We start from the raw sequence: 19,630 nt of genomic DNA on the forward strand, positions 1-19,630 counted from the left end.
AGTACGCCGTAACGGGGTACACGGAAGCAGTGCCCGGCCGAGCGGACCACACACTGTCGCCACGTCGTGGCAGCACGCTGTTGTCAAGCTGTAGTACCGCTAGGTTTGGAGACACCCGATGGAGGTGAGCGTGACCGACATGCTGCCGGAGCAGCACCACGGACTGACGAAGAGTGACCCGCTGTGGTTCAAGCGGGCCGTCTTCTACGAGGTCCTCGTGCGGTCCTTCAAGGACTCGAACGCCGACGGCATCGGCGACCTGCAGGGTCTGACCGAGAAACTCGACTATCTCGAGTGGCTCGGTGTCGACTGCCTCTGGTTACCCCCGTTCTATCCGTCGCCGTTGCGCGACGGCGGCTACGACATCTCCGACTACACCGAAGTGATGCCCGAGATCGGCACGGTCGCCGACTTCGGCGCGTTCCTCAAGCAGGCGCACGCCCGCGGTATCCGGGTGATCGTCGACTTCGTGATGAACCACACCTCCGACCAGCACCCCTGGTTCCAGGCGTCGCGGACAGACCCCGAGGGTCCGTACGGCGACTTCTACGTGTGGTCCGACACCGACGACAAGTACGCCGACGCGCGGATCATCTTCGTCGACACCGAGACCTCGAACTGGACCTGGGACCCGGTCCGCGGGCAGTACTTCTGGCACCGGTTCTACTCCAACCAGCCGGACCTGAACTTCGAGAACCCGGCCGTCGGCGACGCGATGATCGAGGCGCTGAAGTTCTGGCTGGACCTCGGCGTCGACGGTTTCCGGCTGGACGCGGTGCCGTACCTGTTCGAGACCGACGGCACGAACTGCGAGAACCTGCCGCGCACCCATGAGTTCCTGAAGCGGGTCCGCAAGGAGGTGGACGCGAACTACGAGGACCGCGTCCTGCTCTGCGAGGCGAACCAGTGGCCGGCCGACGTGGTCGAGTACTTCGGCGACCGCGACTCCGGTGGCGACGAGTGCCAGATGGCGTTCCACTTCCCGGTGATGCCGCGCATCTTCATGGGCGTCCGCCGGGAGTCCCGGTTCCCGATCTCGGAGATCCTGGCGCAGACGCCGGAGATCCCGGACACCTGCCAGTGGGGCATCTTCCTGCGCAACCACGACGAGCTGACGCTCGAGATGGTCACCGACGAGGACCGCGACTACATGTGGTCGGAGTACGCGCAGGACCCGCGGATGAAGGCGAACATCGGCATCCGCCGCCGGCTGGCGCCGCTGCTGGACAACGACACCAACAAGATGGAGTTGTTCACCGCGCTGCTGCTCAGCCTGCCGGGCTCCCCGATCCTGTACTACGGGGACGAGATCGGCATGGGCGACAACATCTGGCTCGGCGACCGCGACGGTGTCCGGACCCCGATGCAGTGGTCCCCGGACCGCAACGCGTCGTTCTCCACCGCCACCCCGGGCAAGCTCACGCTCCCGGTGATCATGGACCCGGTGTACGGGTTCCAGGCGGTCAATGTCGAGGCGGAGATGGAGAACGCCTCGTCCCTGTTGCACTGGACCCGGCGGATGATCCAGACCCGCAAGCAGCACCCCTGCTTCGGGATGGGCACGTTCACCGACCTCGGCGGCTCGAACCCGAGCGTGCTGTCGTACGTGCGCGAGTTCGGTGACGACGTGGTGCTGTGCGTCAACAACCTGTCCCGGTTCCCGCAGCCGATCGAGCTGGATCTGCGGCAGTGGCAGGGCGTGGAGCCGATCGAACTGCTGGGTGGTGTGCACTTCCCCGCGATCGGTGAGTTGCCCTACCTTCTGACCCTCGGCGCCCACGGTTTCTACTGGTTCCGGCTGCCGGCGGTGAAGCCGGAAGACCACGAGGAGAGCATTTAAGTGACTTCCCATCTGGACCAGGTCCAGTCCTTCTGCGCGACCCAGCGATGGTTCGGCGAGAAGGGACACGACGTCCACGTCGAAGCGCTGGCCACGTCGGCCTGGCTGTCGGACGCGGGCGCCTGGCCGGCGGTCCGGATCGGGTTCGTCTACTGTTCGGGCCCGCCCGGATCGGAGTTCCCGATCCGGGTGTACCAACTGCCGCTCAGCTATCACCGCGAACCGGCCGACAACCTCGGCCACGCGCTGGTCGGCGAGTGGATCGAGCAGGACCTCGACGACACCGAGGTCTGGGTGTACGACGCGCTGCACGACAAGGAAGCGACGCCGTACTGGCTGGACGCGCTGACTCACGGGCGCACACTGGACGGACTGGAGTTCCATCCCGTCCAGGCACCGGAGGGTTCGGTCGAGGTGCCGGAGGACGCGCAGTCGCTCGTCCTCACCGTCGAGCAGAGCAACACGTCGCTGGTGTTCGGTGACGTGGCCCTGCTGAAGGTGTTCCGCCGGCTCGAGCCCGGGAGCAACCCGGGCGTCGAGATCGAGTCGGCGCTCACCGAGGCCGGATCCGAACTGGTCCCGGCGGTGCTCGGATCCGCACGCGGTCGGTGGCCGCGAGCGGGCGGCGGCACCGACACCGGTGAGCTGGCGATGATGACGGTGTTCCAGAGCAACGCGACCGACGGCTGGTCGTTCGCGACCTCGTCGGTGCGGGACCTGTACGCCGAGGCCGACCTGCACGCCGAGGAGGTCGGCGGTGACTTCGCGCCCGAGTCGCACCGGCTCGGCGCGAGTACGGCACAGGTGCACTCGGAGCTGGCGAAGGCACTCGGCACCGACATCTGGGAGCCGGCCAAGCTGGTCGAGCACGCGTCCGCGATGCAGCGCCGGCTGGACCACGCGGCGTCGGTGATCCCGGAGCTGGAGCCGTACCGCGAGGGTCTCGGGCGGTGGTTCGACGCGTTGGCGGCGTACGACCAGCCCGTCACCGTGCAGCGGATCCACGGCGACTACCACCTCGGGCAGGTGCTGCGCACGATCGACGGCTGGAAGCTGATCGACTTCGAGGGGGAGCCGGCCAAGTCGCTGATCGAGCGGCGCGCGCTGGACACCCCGGTGAAGGACATCGCCGGGATGCTGCGCTCGTTCGACTACGCAGCCCGGTCGTTGCTGGCCGACCACCAGGGCGATCAGCAGATCGCGTACCGGGCGGCCGAATGGGCGGCCCGCAACCAGCAGGCGTTCTGCGAGGGGTACGCGGAGGTGTCCGGCACCGACGCGCGGCAGCAGAGCGTGCTGCTGAACGCGTTCCTGGCCGACAAGGTCGTGTACGAGGTCCTCTACGAGGCCCGCAATCGTCCCACCTGGCTCCAGATCCCACTGTCCGCAGCCGCCCAGCTGGCCGAGCAGTAACAGGAGGTTCCGATGAGCGAGCGTGAACCCTTCGAAGCGCCCGTGGTGCCGGCCGACGAGCCGGTGGTGACCGCGGTGGCGGTCGACCGGACCGCGCTGGAGCGGCTGGTGGCGGGCACGTTCCACGATCCGCATCAGATCCTCGGCCCGCATCTGGGTGAGCACGGGGTCACGGTGCGGGCGCTGCGGCCGTACGCGAAGAGCGTCACCGTGCTGTACGACGACCAGCGGCTCGAGCTGCGGCACGAGTTCGAGGGCGTCTGGGTCGGTGTCCTGGACACCGACAAGGTGCCGGACTACCGCCTCGAGGTCACCTACACCGACGGGCCCGCGACCGAGGTCGACGACCCGTACCGGTACCTGCCGTCGCTCGGCGAGGTCGACCTGCACCTGATCGGCGAGGGCCGGCACGAGCAGCTGTGGACGGTGCTCGGCGCGCACGTGCGCCGCTACGACGGCCCGGGTGGCCAGGTCACCGGGACGTCGTTCGCGGTCTGGGCGCCGAACGCACAGGGCATCCGGCTGACCGCGGACTTCAATTTCTGGGACGGCCGCGCGCATCCGATGCGGTCGCTGGGCGGCTCCGGCGTGTGGGAGCTGTTCGTCCCCGGCGTCGGCCCCGGCACCCGGTACAAGTTCGACATCTGCGGGCGCGACGGTGTCTGGCGGCAGAAGGCCGACCCGATGGCGAACCTGGCCGAGACGCCCCCGGCGAACGCGTCGGTCGTCCACGAGTCGACGTACGAGTGGGGCGACGACGCGTGGATCCAGCAGCGCGCGCGGAGCCAGGCGTACGCCGAGCCGATGAGCGTGTACGAAGTACATCTCGGCTCCTGGCGCAAGGGCAGGTCGTACCGCGAACTCGCCGACGAGCTCGTTGCCTATGTCAACGACATGGGGTTCACCCATGTCGAGTTCATGCCGGTGATGGAGCACCCGTTCGGCGGCTCCTGGGGCTACCAGGTCACGTCGTACTTCGCGCCGACCTCGCGGTTCGGTGACCCGGACGACTTCCGGCAGCTCGTCGACCGGCTGCACCAGGCCGGGATCGGCGTGATCGTGGACTGGGTGCCGGCGCACTTCCCGAAGGACGCCTGGGCGCTGGCCCGGTTCGACGGTACGCCGCTGTACGAGCACCCGGATCCGCGCCGCGGCGAGCAGCCCGACTGGGGCACGCTGGTGTTCGACTTCGGCCGCCCACAGGTACGGAACTTCCTGGTCGCGAACGCGATCTACTGGGCCGAGGAGTTCCACATCGACGGCCTGCGCGTCGACGCGGTCGCCTCGATGCTGTACCTGGACTACTCGCGCCAAGAGGGCCAGTGGGTCCCGAACCAGTACGGCGGCCGCGAGAACCTGGAGGCCGTCTCGTTCCTGCAGGAGATGAACGCGACGCTGTACAAGCGCGTCCCGGGCGTGATCACGGTTGCCGAGGAGTCGACGTCCTGGCCGGGGGTCACCCGCGCGACGCACCTCGGCGGGCTCGGGTTCGGGTTCAAGTGGAACATGGGCTGGATGAACGACTCGCTCCGCTACCTGGAGCACGAGCCGGTGCACCGGCAGTACCACCACCACGAGATGACGTTCTCGATGATGTACGCGTACTCCGAGAACTTCGTCCTCCCGCTCTCCCACGACGAGGTCGTGCACGGCAAGGGCTCGCTGCTGCGCAAGATGCCCGGTGACCGCTGGCAGCAGCTGGCGAACCTGCGCGCGTACCTGGCGATGATGTGGGCGCATCCGGGCAAGCAGCTGCTGTTCATGGGGTGTGAGTTCGGCCAGGAGTCGGAGTGGTCGGAGAAGGGCGAGCTCGACTGGTGGCTGCTGGAACACAGTGACCACAAGGGCCTGCAGGACCTGGTCCGCGACCTGAACGCGGTGTACAAGGACAACCCGGCGCTGTGGGGTACCGACCACGACGCGGAGAAGTTCAGCTGGATCGACGCGAACGACGCCGGCAACAACGTGTTCTCGTTCGTGCGGTACGGCTCCGAAGGTGAGCCGACCGTTGCCTGCATCACGAACTTCTCCGCGATCCCGCACCACGGGTACCGGCTCGGCCTGCCGTACGCGGGCCGCTGGGAAGAGGTCGTGAACACCGACGCGAACTCGTACGGCGGGTCCGGGGTCGGCAACTACGGCGCGGTCGAGGCGAACGGGACCGAGTGGCACGGGCTGCCGTCGAGCACGGAGCTGTCCGTACCACCCCTGGCGACGGTGTACCTGCGCTTCACCGGGTAGCGTTCACGGCGTGACCGTAGATCCGCTGTCCGATGGTGAGCTGACTCTGCGACCTTCGGAGCCGAACGGACAAATCACGAAGTTCACGGTCGAGCATCACTTCCCCGGCCACACCGGCGACACCATGGGCACGGTGGAGGTGCACCGGACCACGCCAGGAGTCGCTCTGGTCGTCTGGTCGCTCGAAGGCGGCCCCGGTGTGGCGGAGCAGGCTCTGCGGCTCGTCGCGGAGTACGCGTTCGGCGAGCTCGGGCTGGAGCGGTTGCAGGTCGAGGTGGATCCCGCGCTGCACACGTCGGCGCGGGTCGCGATCCGGTCGGGTTTCCGGCGCGAAGGCGTACTGCGTGGGGCCGCGCTGGTGGACGGTGAACGCCGGGACATCGCGATCTACGGGATGCGCGCCGGCGATCCGCGGCCGGACACCGTGACGGGCTGGACGGCGTTGATGGATTCGGCGCTGCCGAAGAAGCGCGTGATCGCGCACGTCGTCGTCCGGGACACGGCCGGCCGGGTGCTGCTGTGCCAGGTCAGCTACAAGAAGGACCTGGAGCTGCCGGGTGGTGTGGTCGAGCCGGACGAGGATCCGGCGACCGGTGCGTCCCGGGAGATGGAGGAGGAGCTCGGTACGGCGTTGCCGCTGCTCGGGATCCTCGCGATCGACTGGCTGCCGCGCTGGGAGGGCTGGGGCGACGCGGTCGAGATCCTGTACGACGGCGGCGTCCACGACCCGTCGCTGATCGACCGTCTCCACCCGGACGGCTTCGAGATCAAGGGCATCGCGTGGCGCGCGCCGGATGAACTGGCCGGACTGGTCTCACCGTTGAACGCCCGCCGCCTGCCGCTGCTCCTCGCGTCCCCCGACCAGCTTCACAACCTGAGCAACGGTTCGCCCATCAGCGATTGAGCTGGCCGACACACCACTGATAGTGCCCGTCACCCGCGTTCTCGTCGTAGATCGTGGCGGTGACGATCGCGTACGCCCGCCGGTAGAGCCGCATCAGCTGCCGATCGTGCCCCAACTCGACGAACCGCTCGGTCAGCAGATTATCGAGCCGCCGTGCGTCCGGCGAATACATGTCGAAGAACCCCGCCGCCAGCGAGGCCTCGAACGTACTGTCGCCCGCCGTCGACCAAAATCCCCAGTCCAGCACCGCCGCCACCCGCGCCCCGTCCATCAACACGTTCGGCGGACAAACATCCCCATGCACCACATTCAACTGCCGCTGACCCCCGAGCTGGGCCAGGTCGGCCACTGTTTCTTCCAGCAGTTCAGGGAAACCACGGACGTCCCGCTCCAGAAAGACGTTCGAGGCTGCAGCACGCCGCAGTACCAAGGCAGCCAGACTCTCACCCCACGACCCCACCCAAAACGCCTCACCTACCACCGGCAACAACGTGCTGGCCGGGCCAGGCTGCGCGGACCGCAGGGCCTCGACGACGGAAACGAACGCATCCAGCGCCACCGACTCAGCCAACCCGGCCTCGGACAGCGGCACCCCGACCAGCTTGTCCTCCACGCTGATCGCCAGCCCATCGTGCCCGGCGTCGACCGAGCGAATCCGCGGCGTCCGGAACGGTAACTCCGGCAACTCGTCCAGAAACGCCTTCAACGGCAACACGTCCTCGGGCCGCCGATCGAACCAGACCTTGCGCACGGTCCCGTCCCCGAGGTCGTAGACGGCACCTTCCATCCCCTGCCCGATCAGCTCCACCCGCCCGACCCTACCGATTCCTTTCCGGGCAGTCGCCGGTCAGTACAGCAACGGAAAGGAAACAACCATGGCAAGCACGGAATCTGAAGCCGTCCGCCGCCACTGGGCAGCCGCCCGGGAAGCCGGCCAGCAGGTGCGGATGGGACAGTGGGGACGGCAGGTGCTCGGGCTGTGACCGTACAAGGGGTGATCGTGAGCGAATTCTCCGAGCTGGCGGAGCCGTTCCGGAAGGAGCTGCTGGCGCACTGCTACCGGATGCTCGCGGCCGTGCACGAGGCCGAGGACGCCGTCCAGGAGACGTACCTGCGGGCCTGGCGGGCCTGGGACGACTTCGAGGGCCGGTCGTCGGTGCGGGTCTGGCTGTACCGGATCGCGACCAACGTCTGCCTGACCGCGCTCGAACAGCGCGGCCGGCGCGCGCTCCCGTCCGGAATCGTTGCCCCGAGCACCGATTTTGGCGGGACTCCGGCACCGGTGCCGGCGGGCATCGGCTGGATCGAGCCGATCGCGGAGTCACTGGTGGCTGCCGATCCCGCCTCGATCGTGACGCAGCGGGAGAGCCTGCGGTTGGCGCTGATCGCGGCGTTGCAGTACCTGCCGCCGAAGCAGCGCGCCGTACTGATCCTGCGTGAGGTGCTCGGGTTCCCGGCTGCCGAGGTCGCGAGCATGCTCGACACCTCGGTCGCGGCGGTGAAGAGCACGCTGCAACGCGCGCGGGCCCGGATCGACGAGACGGCTCCGACACAGGGCGAGGTCTACGAACCCACCGATCCCGCGGCCCGGGCGCTGCTCGACGACTACATCGCCGGCTTCGAGAACGCCGACACCGCCGCTCTCGAACGGGCGCTCCGCGCCGACGCGGCGCTCGAGATGGTCGGTACGACGACCTGGTTCGACGGCATGGTCTCCTGCCTGAAGGTGATGTCGGACGCGGCCGGCGAACCCGGCGACTGGCGGATGATCCCGATCATCGCGAACGGCCAGCCCGCCGTCGGCTCGTACTACAAGGGTGAGCCGTACGGCATCGCCGTCCTCACGCCTGCGCCCGGCGGCCTCACCCATATCCACGTTTTCAGCACCCCCTCGCTGGTCATGCACTTCGGGTTGCCTGCTACAGCTCCTGCACGGTGAGGCGGGCGCGGCGGCTGGTGCTGATCAGGGCGAGTGCGACGACGACGAGGCCGACGGCGATCATCGGCCACCACACGGTGTGCGCCGCGCGGACGAAGCGGTGTGGGTCGGTGGTCGCGGTCGCGCCGACGATCGAGCCGGCCACCGCGACGCCGAGCGACGTACCGGTCTGACGGCCGACCGAGGCGAGCGAGCCCGCCAGGCCGGCCATCGACGCGGGCATACCGGACACCGCGGAGTTCGCGATCGGCGGGTTGACCGTGCCGAGGAACACGCCGAACAGCAGGAAGATCGCGAGCACGATCGGAAGCGGGGTGGTCAACCCGATCGTGAGCGAGGCCGCCGCCCCTAGTGCGAGCGCCGTACCGGCGACGGTGAGCGGTAGGCGCGGACCGTGGGCGCCGACCACTCGGCCGGTGAGTGGTGAGAGTACGCAGATCAGCAGGCCGACCGGGAGCAGGCTGAGGCCGGCGTCGAGCGCGGACAGGTGGCGGACGCTCTGCAGGTAGAGCGTGGTGATGAACAGGAAGACGCCGAAGCCGCTGTACGCGACGAGCGCGATCACCACGGCCGAGCTGAACGGGACGCTGCGGAAGAGGCGGAGCTCGAGCATCGGTTCGGTGCGGCGGCGTTCGTACTGGATCAGCGTGACGGCCGCGATGGCGGCGACGACGAGCAGGGCGATGATCGGCGGGGCGGCCCAGCCGTGCTTCTCGGACTCGATGATCGCGGTGACGACGCCGCCGAGCAGCAGTACGACGAGGAGCTGACCGATCGGGTCGAAGCGCCGGCCGTGTGCGGCGCGGGACTCCGGGACGTACCGGCTGGTGAAGATCACCGCGAGCACGACGATCGGCAGGTTCACCCAGAAGATCGAGCGCCAGCCGGGACCGTCGACGAGCGCGCCACCGAGGATCGGACCGAGGACGAGCGAGAGTCCCGCGGTGGCGCCGAAGATACCGATCGCGCGGGCCCGTTCCGCACGGTCCGGGAAGACGCCGACCACGATCGCCATCGCGACCGGGTTGAGCATCGTGCCGCCGACCGCCTGCACGGCGCGGGCGGCGATCAGCGTGTCGATTCCGGGCGCGAGGCTGCAGAGTAGTGAGCCGAGCCCGAAGACGCTCAGGCCGAGGCGGAACATCCGCTTCCGGCCGTACCGGTCCGCAGTCGAGCCGGCCAGCATCAGGAAGCTCGCGAGCACCAGGGTGTAGGCGTCCACGGTCCACTGCAGCCCGGCCGTCGAGGCGTGCAGGTCGTCGCGGATCGCGGGCAGGGCCATGTTGACGATCGAGATGTCCATCACCGAGATCAGCAGGCTCGCGCAGCAGATGAGGAGGACCAGGTACCTCCGTACACTGGTCTGACCAGTGGCCTCGGTTGTTGTGGCGATCATGGGAACGACGTTACGATTTAGAGCGTGCTCGAAGTCAACGAACGCGGAATCAGCATCGCCGAAGCCGCCGAACGCACCGGCGTCAGCGTCCACACCCTGCGGTACTACGAACGCGCCGGGCTGGTCATCACCACGGTCGACCGCACCGCGGGCGGCCGCCGCCGGTACCGCCAGGTCGACCTCGACTGGATCAAGATCTGCACCAAGTTCCGGGCCACCGGCATGCCGATCCGCACCATCCGCAAGTACGCCGAACTCGTCACCGCGGGCCGAGGGAACGAGAAGGATCGCCTCGAACTCCTGGAGATGCACCGCGCCGAAATCCTGACCCAACTGGCCGAACTCCAGGAAAGCCTCGAACTCATCGACCACAAGATCGACGTCTACAAAGGTCGACTCCAAGCCGGTGACGCCGATCGTCTGTGGGCACCTACTCCAGAGAACTGAGTCTGTTGGTCAGGAAGCGGCGTTCGGTTTCGTTGGCGGTCAGGCGGATTGCCAGCTCGTAGCACCGGGCGGCTTCGGTGGGGCGGTTCAGGCGGGTGAGGATGTCGGCTCGGGTGGCCGGCAGGTAGGCGTAGCTTGCCAAGGCGGGTTCTTTGGCGAGGGTTTCCAGTTCGGCGAGGACTGCTTCGAGGTCGGCCCCCGGGACGAGACTGTGGGCGGCGGCTCGGTTGAGGGCGACGATCGGAGTCGGCCAGCTCAGCATCATCGCGTCGTACATACGGACCACCTGTTGCCAGTCCGTCTCCTCCCACGACGGCGCCGTCACATGCAAGCCAGCGACAGCCGCCTGCAACGCGAACCGCCCGTACCCACGCCGCAACGCCGCCGTCGCCCGCGAAACACCCTCCGCGAGCAACTTCCCGTCCCACCGCGACCGGTCCTGGTCCGCCAACAACACCAGCTCACCGTCGGCGCTCACCCGGGCGTCACCCCGCGCCTCGGTCATCAGTAGTAACCCGAGCAGCGCCTGCGGCTCCGGCTCGTCCGGCATCAACCGCTGCAGCAGCCGAGCCAACTCGATCGCCCGCCCGGTCAGGTCCGTCCGCGTCAACTCCGCCCCGGTCGCGACGTACCCGGCCGTGTACACCAGATGCACGACGGTCAGCACCACATCCATCCGCTCCGGCAGCTCGTGATCCGCCGGGATCCGGTACGGGATGCCCGCCGCCGCGATCTTCTTCTTCGCCCGCGTGATCCGCGCCGCCGCCGTCGCCTCGCTGATCAGCAGGACCGCGGCGACCTCCCGCGTCGTCAACCCGCAGATCAGTCGCAACGTCAACGCCACCTGCGACTCGCGCGCCAACGCCGGGTGACAGCAGGTGAACACGAGCCGCAGCGGATCCGTCGGCTGTTCGACCTCGCCGGGCTCCTCCACCAGCAGCGGCAGCTTCCGCCGCAGGTTCGTCTCCCGCCGTAGCAGATCCAGCGCGAGCCGCCGAGCGACCGTCGTCAACCACCCGCCGGGGTTGTCCGGGATCCCGTCCGGCCAGGTTCGCAGCGCCCGCACGAACGCGTCCTGCGTACAGTCCTCCGCCAGATCCAGGTCCCGGGTCAGCCGCACCACGGACGCCAGCACCGTCGACCAGCACTCCCGGTGTGCCTGGTCGACGACGCGGGTCACCTCGACCGCTTCGGTCACCTGCTCCCCCATTCCACTTCCGGGCGCGGGTACGCCGACGCCGACGAACGCCGGCGTACCCAGGCCACTGGTCAGACCGCCGGCGCGTCGCTCTCGGACGTCGGCATCACCGGACGGACCTCGACGTTCGCCGACGGGCAGAGCTTGGCCAGCTCGAGCGCCTGGTCCAGGTCGCGCGCCTCGAGCAGGTAGAACCCGCCGAGCGCCTCGCGGGTCTCGATGAACGGCCCGTCGGTGACCAGCGGCTCCGCACCCTGGCGGTTCTTCACGGTGCTCGCCGTGCTGGACCGCTCGAGCGCCTCCCCACCGAGGATCTGCGCCCCGGCCTTCTCCACGGCCGCCGCGAACTCGCCGTGCAGCTTCATCGCCTGCTCCCACTCGTCGCGGGTCAGGTTGTCGTACCAGTCCTCGCTGTCGAACAGCAGGAACATGTACTGCGCCATGTCGGACTCCCTCGTCTAGCGCTTCTTACTGGGCCTTGCTGGGCCTCTTACCGGACATCTTGCTGACGATCGCGACGACACGGAATCGACAACACCGGATCGGAATCTTTATTACCGTGGGGTACATGGAGCACTACGACGTTCTGGTCGTCGGCGCGGGACTGTCCGGGATCGGAGCGGCGTACCGCTTGCAGACCCGCTGCCCGGAGCGCACGTACGCGATCCTCGAGGCGCGGGAGACGCTCGGCGGCACCTGGGACCTGTTCCGGTACCCGGGGGTGCGGTCGGACTCGGACATGTTCACGCTCGGGTTCCCGTTCCACCCGTGGAAGGCGGCGAAGGCGATCGCCGACGGGCCCTCGATCCTGTCGTACCTGCACGAGACCGCGGCGAAGTACGGCATCGACAAGCACATCCGGTACGGCGAACGCGTTGTCCGCGCGTCCTGGTCGTCGGCGGACGCGCGGTGGACCGTGCACACATCGGCGACGTCGTACACGTGCTCGTTCCTGTACGTCTGCAGCGGGTACTACGACTATGACTCGGGGCACGTGGTCGACTTCGTGGGGCAGGACGAGTTCGAGGGGCAGGTCGTCCACCCGCAGCACTGGCCGGCCGACCTCGACTACACCGGCAAGCGGGTCGTCGTGGTCGGGAGCGGCGCGACGGCGGTCACGCTGGTGCCTGCGATGGCCGGTACGGCGGAACACGTCACGATGCTGCAGCGCTCGCCGAGCTACGTCGCGTCCCGTCCGGCCGTCGACGCGTTCTCGGACCGGATCCGTGCGGTACTCCCGGAGAACGCGGCGCACCGGGTGATCCGCGGGAAGAACGTTGCCCTGAGCACCCTGTTCTACAACGCTTTCCGGAGGTTTCCGGCGCATGCGGCGTGGTTGCTGAACAGTACGGTGGCGAAGCAACTGCCCGACTCGATCCCGGTGGATCCGCACTTCACGCCGCGCTACAAGCCGTGGGACGAACGGCTCTGCCTGGTGCCGGATGCCGACCTTTTCGAGGCGTTGCGGAACGGATCCGCCTCGGTGGTGACCGACGAGATCGACCGGTTCACTCCCTCCGGACTACTGCTCCGCTCGGGTCAGAAACTGGAGGCCGATCTCGTGGTCACCGCGACCGGCCTCCGCATGGTTGCACTCGGCAACATCAACCTCACCGTCGACGGGCGGACCGTGAACCCCGCTGACCGGTTCGTCTACAAGGGCATGATGCTCGACGGCGTACCGAACCTCGCCTGGTGCATCGGCTACACCAACAATTCGTGGACGCTCCGCTCGGACCTGACCTCACAGTACGTCTGCCGCCTCCTCAACCACCTCACCACAACCGGCACCCACACCTGCCGCGCCGACGTCGACCCGACCGACTACGACACCCCACGCCGCCCGGTCGTCGACCTCACCTCGGGCTACATCCGCCGAGCCGCCAACATCCTCCCCCGCCAAGGCCCCCACGGCCCCTGGCGCCTCCGCCAGAACTACCCCCGAGACCTCCTAACCCTCCGCTTCAGCCCGGTCGAGGACGGCATCATGCACTTCAGCTAGCACCTGTGGATAACTCGGCTCGCCTGGTGCGGAACTCGATAGACTTGAAGCGGAAAGGGCAGGGGCGAGGCACGCGATGCTGCTCCCTCAGCTCGGGACCGGCGCCGGGGGTTGCGGGCCGACGTAGGTGGCGATGGGGCGGATGATTTTCGGGTCGGTGGATTGTTCGAGGATGTTGGCGGACCAGCCGATGATGCGGCTGACGGCGAAGGTGGGGGTGAACATCGGGCGCGGGATGCCGCACAACTCCATCACCACGCCGGCGTAGAACTCGACGTTCGCGTACAGGTTGCGGCCGGGCTTGAGTTCGGCGAGTACGTCGACGATGCGCTGCTCGACCGTCGTCGCGAAGTCGACCAGGTCGCCGCCGATCCCCCGGGCGATGTCGCGGAGCATCAGCGACCGCGGATCCTCGGTCCGGTACACCGCGTGCCCGAATCCCATGATGCGATCCCCTGCGGACACCTTCGCGCGCACCCAGGCGTCGATGCGGTCCGGCGTACCGATCTCGTCCAGGCTCGCCAGCGCACGGTCCGGTGCGCCGCCGTGCAGCGGACCGGAGAACGCACCGATCGCGCCCGCCACCGCCGAGACGACGTCGGCACCGGTGGAGGCGATCACGCGTGCGGTGAAGGTCGACGCGTTGAACCCGTGGTCGACGGTCGACACCAGGTAGTGCTCGATCGCGGCAGCGTGTACGGCGGTGGGCTCGGCGCCGGTGACCAGGTACAGCCAGTTCTCCGCGGCGCTGAGGTCCGCTCGCGGCTCGAGCGGCTGCTGACCTTCGCGGAGGCGGTAGAGCGCGGCGAGGATCGTCGGGGTGACGGCGCAGACGAGCATCGCGTCGGCCTTACGGCGTACCGGATCCGCGTCCCAGAGCGGCGGCAGCGCGCGGACAGCGGCGAGGAGCGAGAGCGCCGTACGGAGGCCGGCGAGCGGGTTGAAGGTCGGACCAGCGGTCGCGATCGCCGGGAGTACGGCGCTGACCTCGTCGGGCAGGACGCGCAACGGGGCGAGCTCCGCGACGAACCGCTCGCGTTCGGCGGCGGTCGGGAGATGGCCCTCGAACATCAGGTACCAGACGTCTTCGAGGGTCTTGGACTTGGCGAGGTCGATCGCCGAGTACTGCCGGTAGTGGTAGAACCCCTCGTCACCACGGACGTCGCCGAGGGTCGTCTCGGTGACGACGACGTTGCGGAGGCCGGGCGGGACAGTGATCGTTGTTGACATAACTTCAGAGTTGACAGGCAATCAACTATTGTCAATATTGATCCAGTCAACATGAACGCTGGGAGGAGCGCGGATGCCAGCCGAAGGTGACGAGGATTACCTGACCACCGCCGAGGTCGCCCGCCGTCTGCAGGTCAAACCGGCCACCATCTACGCGTACGTCAGCCGAGGTCTCCTCACTAGCGTCCGCGCCCGCGGGCGCCGCGGCAGCCTCTTCCCCACCACCGAGGTGGAACGTCTCGCCGCCCGCTCGGTAGAACACTCCGGCGTGGTCGAACGCATCGAGTCAGAACTCACGCTGCTGAAGGACGACGAGCTCTACTACCGAGGCCACTCAGCCCGCCTGCTCGCTACCACCGCAACAGTCGAACAGGTCGCCAACCTCCTGTGGACCAACCAGCTCCCCGCCGCGGACGCGGCGGGCGCAGGCGGGGCGGGCGAGCGCGACGCCGGCGGCGCGGGTGCAGGCGCTGCGGGCGGGACGGGCACGGGCTGGGCGGGTGCGGGCGGGGCCGGCGCGGCAGGCACGAGCGGGACGGCCGCGGGCGGGGCCGGCGCGGCAGGCACGGGCGGGACGGCCGCGGGCGGCGCGGGCGCGGCGGGTGAGGGCGGGGCAGGTGCAGGCGGGGCCGGCGCGGCGGGCACGGGCGCGGCGGGCACGGGCGCGGCGGGGGCGGGTGCAGGCGGGGCAGGCGCGGCAGGCACAGGCGGGGCGGGCGCGGCAGGCGTGGGCGGGGCGGGCCTGGGCGTGGCGGGCGTGGGCGGGGCGGGCGTGGGCGGGGGGTTGTTTGCGGGTGATGCTGGCGAGGTCGAGTTGGCGCGGCGGGGGATGGGGGTGGTGCCGGAGGGGGCTCGGTTGGTGGATGGGGTTCGGGTGGGGGTGGCTGTCTTGGGGGCTGCGGATGGGTTGCGGTTCGATTTGTCGCCTGGCGCGGTGGTGGCTTCGGCTGGGCGGTTGATCGGGAATCTGGTGGCGGCCTTGCCGGGGCCAACCGTGAGCGGGACGTTGGGGGCTCGGTTGTGGCCGAAGTTGTCGGACGAGGACCCTCGGGCGGAGTTGCTCGATGCCGCGTTGATTCTGCTGGCCGATCACGGGCTCGCGGTGTCGACCGTGGCTGCTCGCGTCGCCGCGAGTGCTCGCGCCAACCTGTACGCCGTCATCTCCGCCGGACTCGGCGCACTCGACGGGCAGTACCACGGCGCCGCGCCGACCCTCGCGTACGAGTTCCTCGCGCGCGCCAGACACGACCCGCTGAAAGCCTTGTCGGACCAGTTGCGGACCGGCGAACCGATCCCCGGCTTCGGGCACAAGATCTACCAACAGCACGACCCGCGGGCCGAAGTACTCCTCGAACTCCTCGGCGACCATCCGATCGTCAGCACCGTGCGGGCGATCGCCGAGCGCGCACCGACGTTCCCCAACAGCGACCTCGCGATCGCAGCGCTCATGCACGCCTACAACTTCCGCCCCGACGCCGGCGACGCGCTCTTCGCGCTCGCCCGGATGATCGGCTGGACCGCCCACGCCCTCGAGGAGTACGCCGCCCCCGCCCTGCGCTTCCGCACGATGGGCATCTACACAGGCCAAGGTGGGCTGCCCTGAGGACAGCCCACCCACCACGTCCTACTTGGCCGTCAGCTTGAGCAACGTCGCGGCCCCCGGCGCGAGCGGGACCTGCACCGGGCCCACACGCTGCGGGACGTACGTCTGACGCCCCGGCTGGAACACACCGACCGACCCAACCGTCTGCGGGTTCACGGCAACGACCGCCTTCGCCCGCGCACTGTGCGACCGGTTCGCGACGAGCAACCATCGATCGCCCGACGCCGCATCGCGTGACCGGAAAGTCCCGACCACCACCGCGTCCCCGCTCACCCCCGACACCAGCGGGGTCGGCGTGAACCCGACCGCCCCGTTCGGCAGCGGCGTTTCGTTGGCGTGCTCAACGGTCTCGGACACCAGCGGCTTGAGCTCCCGTCCGACCGGATGCAACCAGTTCGTGTTGATCTGCTGCGCCGCGTAGTACCGCGAGGTCCGCTGCCCGTCGACCGTGATCAACGCCGGCCCGAATCCCTCACCGCGCGCGGCCTCGGGCGTCCAGTAGGTGAAGTACTGGATACCTTTGGCACCGTACGCGAGGCTGATGTTGATCTGCCACAGCAGCTCCGCCGGCGTCGGTTCCCGATGGTTGTTGTAGGCAAGCGTCTGGATGAACACCCAGGCCGGGACGTCGCCGTACAGCGCGGCGTCCCGGACGATCGCCCAGTTGTGGAAGTAGTTCGCGTCCTCGCGGCCCTCCGACAGCAGCGGATACCGGTCGAACGAGATCAGCGACGGCTTCACCACGTCCACGAAGTTCCGGTAGTACGTCGGATCGTCCGAGGGCAGCAGGTTGACGTACGGGAGCAGCTGCGGCGCGAGGTCCCGGGAGATCGCGAGCGCCTTGGCCAGCGTCGCGAACCAGCCCGCGCCGGGTTCGTCGTAGAAGTTGAAGCCGGCCAGCGACGAGTACGGGCCGTACGCGTCGCGCGCCCGGATGTAAAGCGCCTGTGCCTCGGCCGGCGTGACGCTGAGGAAATCTGTCGGGGTGTCAGAGATCGAGAACCAGCGGGACATGTTCCGGATCTGGATGTCGTCGGAGATCAGCATCTTCAGTCCGGCGTCGCGGGCCAGTCCCAACTGGTACTGGAAGATGTTGCCGTCGCCGGCGTAGTTCCCGGAGATGACGAAGTCGAAGCCGGCGTTCTTGATCTCGGCGAACCGCGCCGCCGTACTCGCGTACGGATGCGGCGGCCAGAACAACCCGATCGGAAACTCCGGCCCACCGGTGAGCGGGAGCGTGTCCGGCGACGGAACAGCGGCCGGGGCGGCACCGGCGGAAGCACCGCTGGCAGCGGCACCACCGGCAGACGCGGCCGAGGCAGCGGACGCGGTGCCGGTGGACGTGGCCGAGGCAGTGCCGGCGGAGGTGGAGGCGGCGGCCGTCGCGGCGACGGCGGTGGCACCGGCGCCGAGGAGCAAGGTACGGCGGCTCGGGCCGAGGATCTGGTGCGGACTCTGCATGACTCTCCTTCGGAAGGCGGACGAACGGAGAAAGCTCAGGACCGCCGGCGATGACCGGCGACCGCGTCGGCGGTGACATCGAAGGCCTGTTCGGCCAGCGGATAATCGCGTTGCGCCACCCCGAGGTACAGCGCGTCGAGCACGAGCATCTGCGCGTGCCGCCCGGCCAGTCCCCCGGTCCGGAACGTCACGTCGCGAGCGGCGGTGACCAGAACGATGTCCGCGACCTGCGCCAGCGGCGACCGCGGATAGTTGGTGATGGCAACGGTCGTGGCACCCTGCCGCCCGGATCTCGCCAACGGCTCGAGCACCTCGACCGTCTCGCCACTGTGCGAGATCCCGATCGCGACGTCCCCGGTCCCGAGCAACGCGGAACTGGTGAGCGCGGTGTGTACGTCGCTCCAACTGCTGGCGCTCCGGCCGATCCGGTGCAGCCGCAAGCGCAGGTCCTCGGCCACCGCAGCAGACCCGGCCACGGCGTACAGATCGATCCGCCGCGCGTCCGCGATCGCCTGCACGGCTCTCCCGAGCGCAGCGACGTCGAGCGCCGCGACGGTGTCCTCGAGCGCGCGGCTGTCGGCGCGGAGCAGCGTCCGGAGTACGTCGTCGAGCGAGTCGTCCGGTCCGACCTCGGACCCGGTCCCCCGCTCCCAACTGAGACTGGTCCGGCCGGTCTCAGCCGCCAACGCCAACCGCAGCTCGGCGTACCCGGACAGGCCGAGCGCGAGACAGAACCGAGTCACACTCGGCAGCGACGTACCGCACCGGTCGGCCAATTGCCCGATGGTCGACGACGCCACCGCCGCGGGATCACGCAGTACCTCGGTCGCGATCCGCGCCTGCGCCGGACTGAGCGCCGGCAGCAGGCCGTGGATCCGCGCCTCGAGACTGGGCAGCGGTGACTCGACAGTGCTCATGTAAAGAATTCTCAGAGCACGTCGACACCGATTTCAACAATTCACACTGACCGGTTCCGGTCACGCCGCCTAGAACAGCGCGGCCATCAACCGCCGGCGGGCCTTGATCACGCGCTCGTCGTCGCCGCCGACAACGTCGAACAGCTCGAGCAGGTGCAGCCGTACGGCGTTGCGCTCGTCGCCGGCTGTCACCTGGATCGTGGAGATCAGCCGCGCGAACGCATCGTCGACATGTCCGCCCATCAGGTCCACGTCCGCGACCAGCATCTGCGCCTCGACATCCGCCGGATTGTCCGCGGCGCGCGTCCGTACGTCGGCCGGCACGTCCTGCGTACGCTTCACCAGCTGCACCCGGGCCAGCCCGGACTTCGCCTCCGCGTCGTTCGGCGACTCCTTGAGCAGCTCCTCGTACGCCGCGATCGCGCCGTCCAGGTCGCCCGCGCCCAGGGCGGTCTCCGCCTTCTCGTACCGCGGGTTCGGCGCGTCCTCGTCGACCGGCTCGGCCGCCGGGCCGACCGGCTCCGCGCGCCCGGTGATTCCGTTCGCGACGGCGACAGTCAGCAGCTGGTCGAGGTACTGCCGGACCTCCGGCTCACCCAGCACGCCCTGGAACAGCGGGACCGGCTGACCGCGCAGGATCGCGATCACGACCGGTACTGCCTGGACGCCGAACGCCTGCGCCACCTGCGGGCTCGCGTCGACGTCGATCCGCGCCAGCAGGAACTTGCCGGCGTACTCGGTGGAGAGCTTGGTCAGCGCGGCGCTGAGCGTGGCGGCGCCCTGCGAACGAGGCGAGTACAGCTCGACCACGACCGGCGCCTGCAGCGAGCGCTCGATGACGTCGGCCTGGAAGTTGGCCTCGGTCACCTCGATCACATAAGCACCAGCGGCCCCGGCAGCACCGCCACCGGCGGGGGCGGCGGGCGCCGATCCGGCCGGTCTGCGCAGGGACGACAGGTCGACCGCCCCGGGACGGGAGAAGTTGGACTGGCTCACCGTGGTCCTCGCATTCCGTGCCTGCTCCGCATGTTCACAAACC

Annotated in this window: 16 protein-coding genes; 8 read left to right on the forward strand and 8 right to left on the reverse strand. The window is 68.9% G+C overall.

The annotated features are described in order from the left end of the window. Positions 1-118: 118 nt before the first annotated feature. The 4 genes from treS to FB475_RS03910 are packed head-to-tail and all read left to right on the forward strand — an operon-like array spanning position 119 to position 6,398. The gene (gene treS, locus FB475_RS03895; RefSeq protein ID WP_141852589.1) at positions 119-1,840 is read left to right on the forward strand and encodes a maltose alpha-D-glucosyltransferase; all 1,722 of its coding nucleotides are present in this window, start codon (positions 119-121) and stop codon (positions 1,838-1,840) included. Beyond that, the gene (locus FB475_RS03900; protein WP_141852591.1) at positions 1,841-3,253 is read left to right on the forward strand and encodes a maltokinase N-terminal cap-like domain-containing protein; all 1,413 of its coding nucleotides are present in this window, start codon (positions 1,841-1,843) and stop codon (positions 3,251-3,253) included. Positions 3,254-3,265: 12 nt separating this feature from the next. Continuing rightward, on the forward strand, positions 3,266-5,494 hold the full coding sequence (gene glgB, locus FB475_RS03905) for a 1,4-alpha-glucan branching protein GlgB (RefSeq protein ID WP_141852593.1): 2,229 nt from the start codon (positions 3,266-3,268) through the stop codon (positions 5,492-5,494). 10 nt (positions 5,495-5,504) lie between these two features. Continuing rightward, positions 5,505-6,398 carry an NUDIX hydrolase gene (locus FB475_RS03910; protein WP_238331946.1) on the forward strand — a complete coding sequence of 298 codons (894 nt, stop codon included), beginning with the start codon at positions 5,505-5,507 and terminating at the stop codon, positions 6,396-6,398. Here FB475_RS03910 and FB475_RS03915 read toward each other — a convergent pair. Further along, complete coding sequence (locus FB475_RS03915) at positions 6,388-7,206, reverse strand: phosphotransferase (RefSeq protein WP_141852596.1); 819 nt, start codon at positions 7,204-7,206, stop codon at positions 6,388-6,390. The genes FB475_RS03910 and FB475_RS03915 overlap by 11 nt on opposite strands. Before the next feature lie 192 nt (positions 7,207-7,398). On the opposite strand from FB475_RS03915, the gene FB475_RS03920 reads away from it, so the two are divergent. Then, entirely contained in the window at positions 7,399-8,337 is a 939-nt protein-coding gene (locus FB475_RS03920) for an RNA polymerase subunit sigma-70 (protein ID WP_141852598.1), read from the forward strand. Here the strand turns inward: FB475_RS03920 and FB475_RS03925 are convergent. Then, positions 8,318-9,733, reverse strand: coding sequence for an MFS transporter (locus FB475_RS03925; protein WP_141852600.1), 1,416 nt, complete (start codon positions 9,731-9,733; stop codon positions 8,318-8,320). The genes FB475_RS03920 and FB475_RS03925 overlap by 20 nt on opposite strands. A 24-nt stretch (positions 9,734-9,757) precedes the next feature. Between FB475_RS03925 and FB475_RS03930 the strand changes: the two genes are divergently transcribed. Beyond that, positions 9,758-10,180 carry a MerR family transcriptional regulator gene (locus FB475_RS03930; RefSeq protein ID WP_141852603.1) on the forward strand — a complete coding sequence of 141 codons (423 nt, stop codon included), beginning with the start codon at positions 9,758-9,760 and terminating at the stop codon, positions 10,178-10,180. On the opposite strand, the gene FB475_RS03935 is transcribed toward FB475_RS03930, so the two are convergent. Continuing rightward, positions 10,164-11,378: an RNA polymerase sigma factor gene (locus tag FB475_RS03935; RefSeq protein WP_238331947.1), complete on the reverse strand. Its 1,215-nt coding sequence runs from the start codon at positions 11,376-11,378 to the stop codon at positions 10,164-10,166. The genes FB475_RS03930 and FB475_RS03935 overlap by 17 nt on opposite strands. A 71-nt stretch (positions 11,379-11,449) precedes the next feature. Further along, positions 11,450-11,821: a YciI family protein gene (locus FB475_RS03940; RefSeq protein ID WP_141852607.1), complete on the reverse strand. Its 372-nt coding sequence runs from the start codon at positions 11,819-11,821 to the stop codon at positions 11,450-11,452. A gap of 125 nt (positions 11,822-11,946) precedes the next feature. Between FB475_RS03940 and FB475_RS03945 the strand changes: the two genes are divergently transcribed. Then, a complete protein-coding gene (locus FB475_RS03945; protein WP_141852609.1) occupies positions 11,947-13,380 on the forward strand; it encodes a flavin-containing monooxygenase in 1,434 nt (477 codons plus the stop codon). Positions 13,381-13,467: 87 nt separating this feature from the next. Here FB475_RS03945 and FB475_RS03950 read toward each other — a convergent pair whose 3' ends face one another. Next, a complete protein-coding gene (locus tag FB475_RS03950) occupies positions 13,468-14,610 on the reverse strand; it encodes a citrate/2-methylcitrate synthase (RefSeq protein ID WP_141852611.1) in 1,143 nt (380 codons plus the stop codon). Between the two features lie 73 nt (positions 14,611-14,683). Here FB475_RS03950 and FB475_RS38030 point away from each other — a divergent pair, with 73 nt between their 5' ends. Next, positions 14,684-16,213 carry a citrate synthase gene (locus FB475_RS38030; RefSeq protein WP_141852613.1) on the forward strand — a complete coding sequence of 510 codons (1,530 nt, stop codon included), beginning with the start codon at positions 14,684-14,686 and terminating at the stop codon, positions 16,211-16,213. A 21-nt stretch (positions 16,214-16,234) separates the two neighbouring features. Here the strand turns inward: FB475_RS38030 and FB475_RS03960 are convergent, their stop codons facing one another. The 3 genes from FB475_RS03960 to FB475_RS03975 all read right to left on the reverse strand — a co-directional run bounded on the left by FB475_RS03960 (position 16,235) and on the right by FB475_RS03975 (position 19,587). Next, on the reverse strand, positions 16,235-17,674 hold the full coding sequence (locus FB475_RS03960) for a hypothetical protein (RefSeq protein WP_238331948.1): 1,440 nt from the start codon (positions 17,672-17,674) through the stop codon (positions 16,235-16,237). A gap of 35 nt (positions 17,675-17,709) precedes the next feature. Next, positions 17,710-18,591: a MurR/RpiR family transcriptional regulator gene (locus tag FB475_RS03970; protein WP_141852616.1), complete on the reverse strand. Its 882-nt coding sequence runs from the start codon at positions 18,589-18,591 to the stop codon at positions 17,710-17,712. A gap of 69 nt (positions 18,592-18,660) precedes the next feature. Further along, positions 18,661-19,587 carry a tetratricopeptide repeat protein gene (locus FB475_RS03975; RefSeq protein ID WP_141852617.1) on the reverse strand — a complete coding sequence of 309 codons (927 nt, stop codon included), beginning with the start codon at positions 19,585-19,587 and terminating at the stop codon, positions 18,661-18,663. Between the last annotated feature and the right edge of the window lie 43 nt (positions 19,588-19,630).

Source organism: Kribbella jejuensis, assembly GCF_006715085.1.
Taxonomy (GTDB): Bacteria; Actinomycetota; Actinomycetes; order Propionibacteriales; family Kribbellaceae; genus Kribbella; species Kribbella jejuensis.

What these genes read in the sequence shown, in the direction of transcription:
- treS (WP_141852589.1), top strand. Translation starts at nt 119, where the DNA reads ATGGAGGTGAGCGTGACCGACATGCTGCCGGAGCAGCACCACGGACTG.
- glgB (WP_141852593.1), top strand. Translation starts at nt 3,266, where the DNA reads ATGAGCGAGCGTGAACCCTTCGAAGCGCCCGTGGTGCCGGCCGACGAG.
- FB475_RS03925 (WP_141852600.1), bottom strand. Translation starts at nt 9,733, where the DNA reads ATGATCGCCACAACAACCGAGGCCACTGGTCAGACCAGTGTACGGAGG.
- FB475_RS03940 (WP_141852607.1), bottom strand. Translation starts at nt 11,821, where the DNA reads ATGGCGCAGTACATGTTCCTGCTGTTCGACAGCGAGGACTGGTACGAC.
- FB475_RS03945 (WP_141852609.1), top strand. Translation starts at nt 11,947, where the DNA reads ATGGAGCACTACGACGTTCTGGTCGTCGGCGCGGGACTGTCCGGGATC.
- FB475_RS03950 (WP_141852611.1), bottom strand. Translation starts at nt 14,610, where the DNA reads ATGTCAACAACGATCACTGTCCCGCCCGGCCTCCGCAACGTCGTCGTC.
- FB475_RS38030 (WP_141852613.1), top strand. Translation starts at nt 14,684, where the DNA reads ATGCCAGCCGAAGGTGACGAGGATTACCTGACCACCGCCGAGGTCGCC.
- FB475_RS03960 (WP_238331948.1), bottom strand. Translation starts at nt 17,674, where the DNA reads ATGCAGAGTCCGCACCAGATCCTCGGCCCGAGCCGCCGTACCTTGCTC.
- FB475_RS03970 (WP_141852616.1), bottom strand. Translation starts at nt 18,591, where the DNA reads ATGAGCACTGTCGAGTCACCGCTGCCCAGTCTCGAGGCGCGGATCCAC.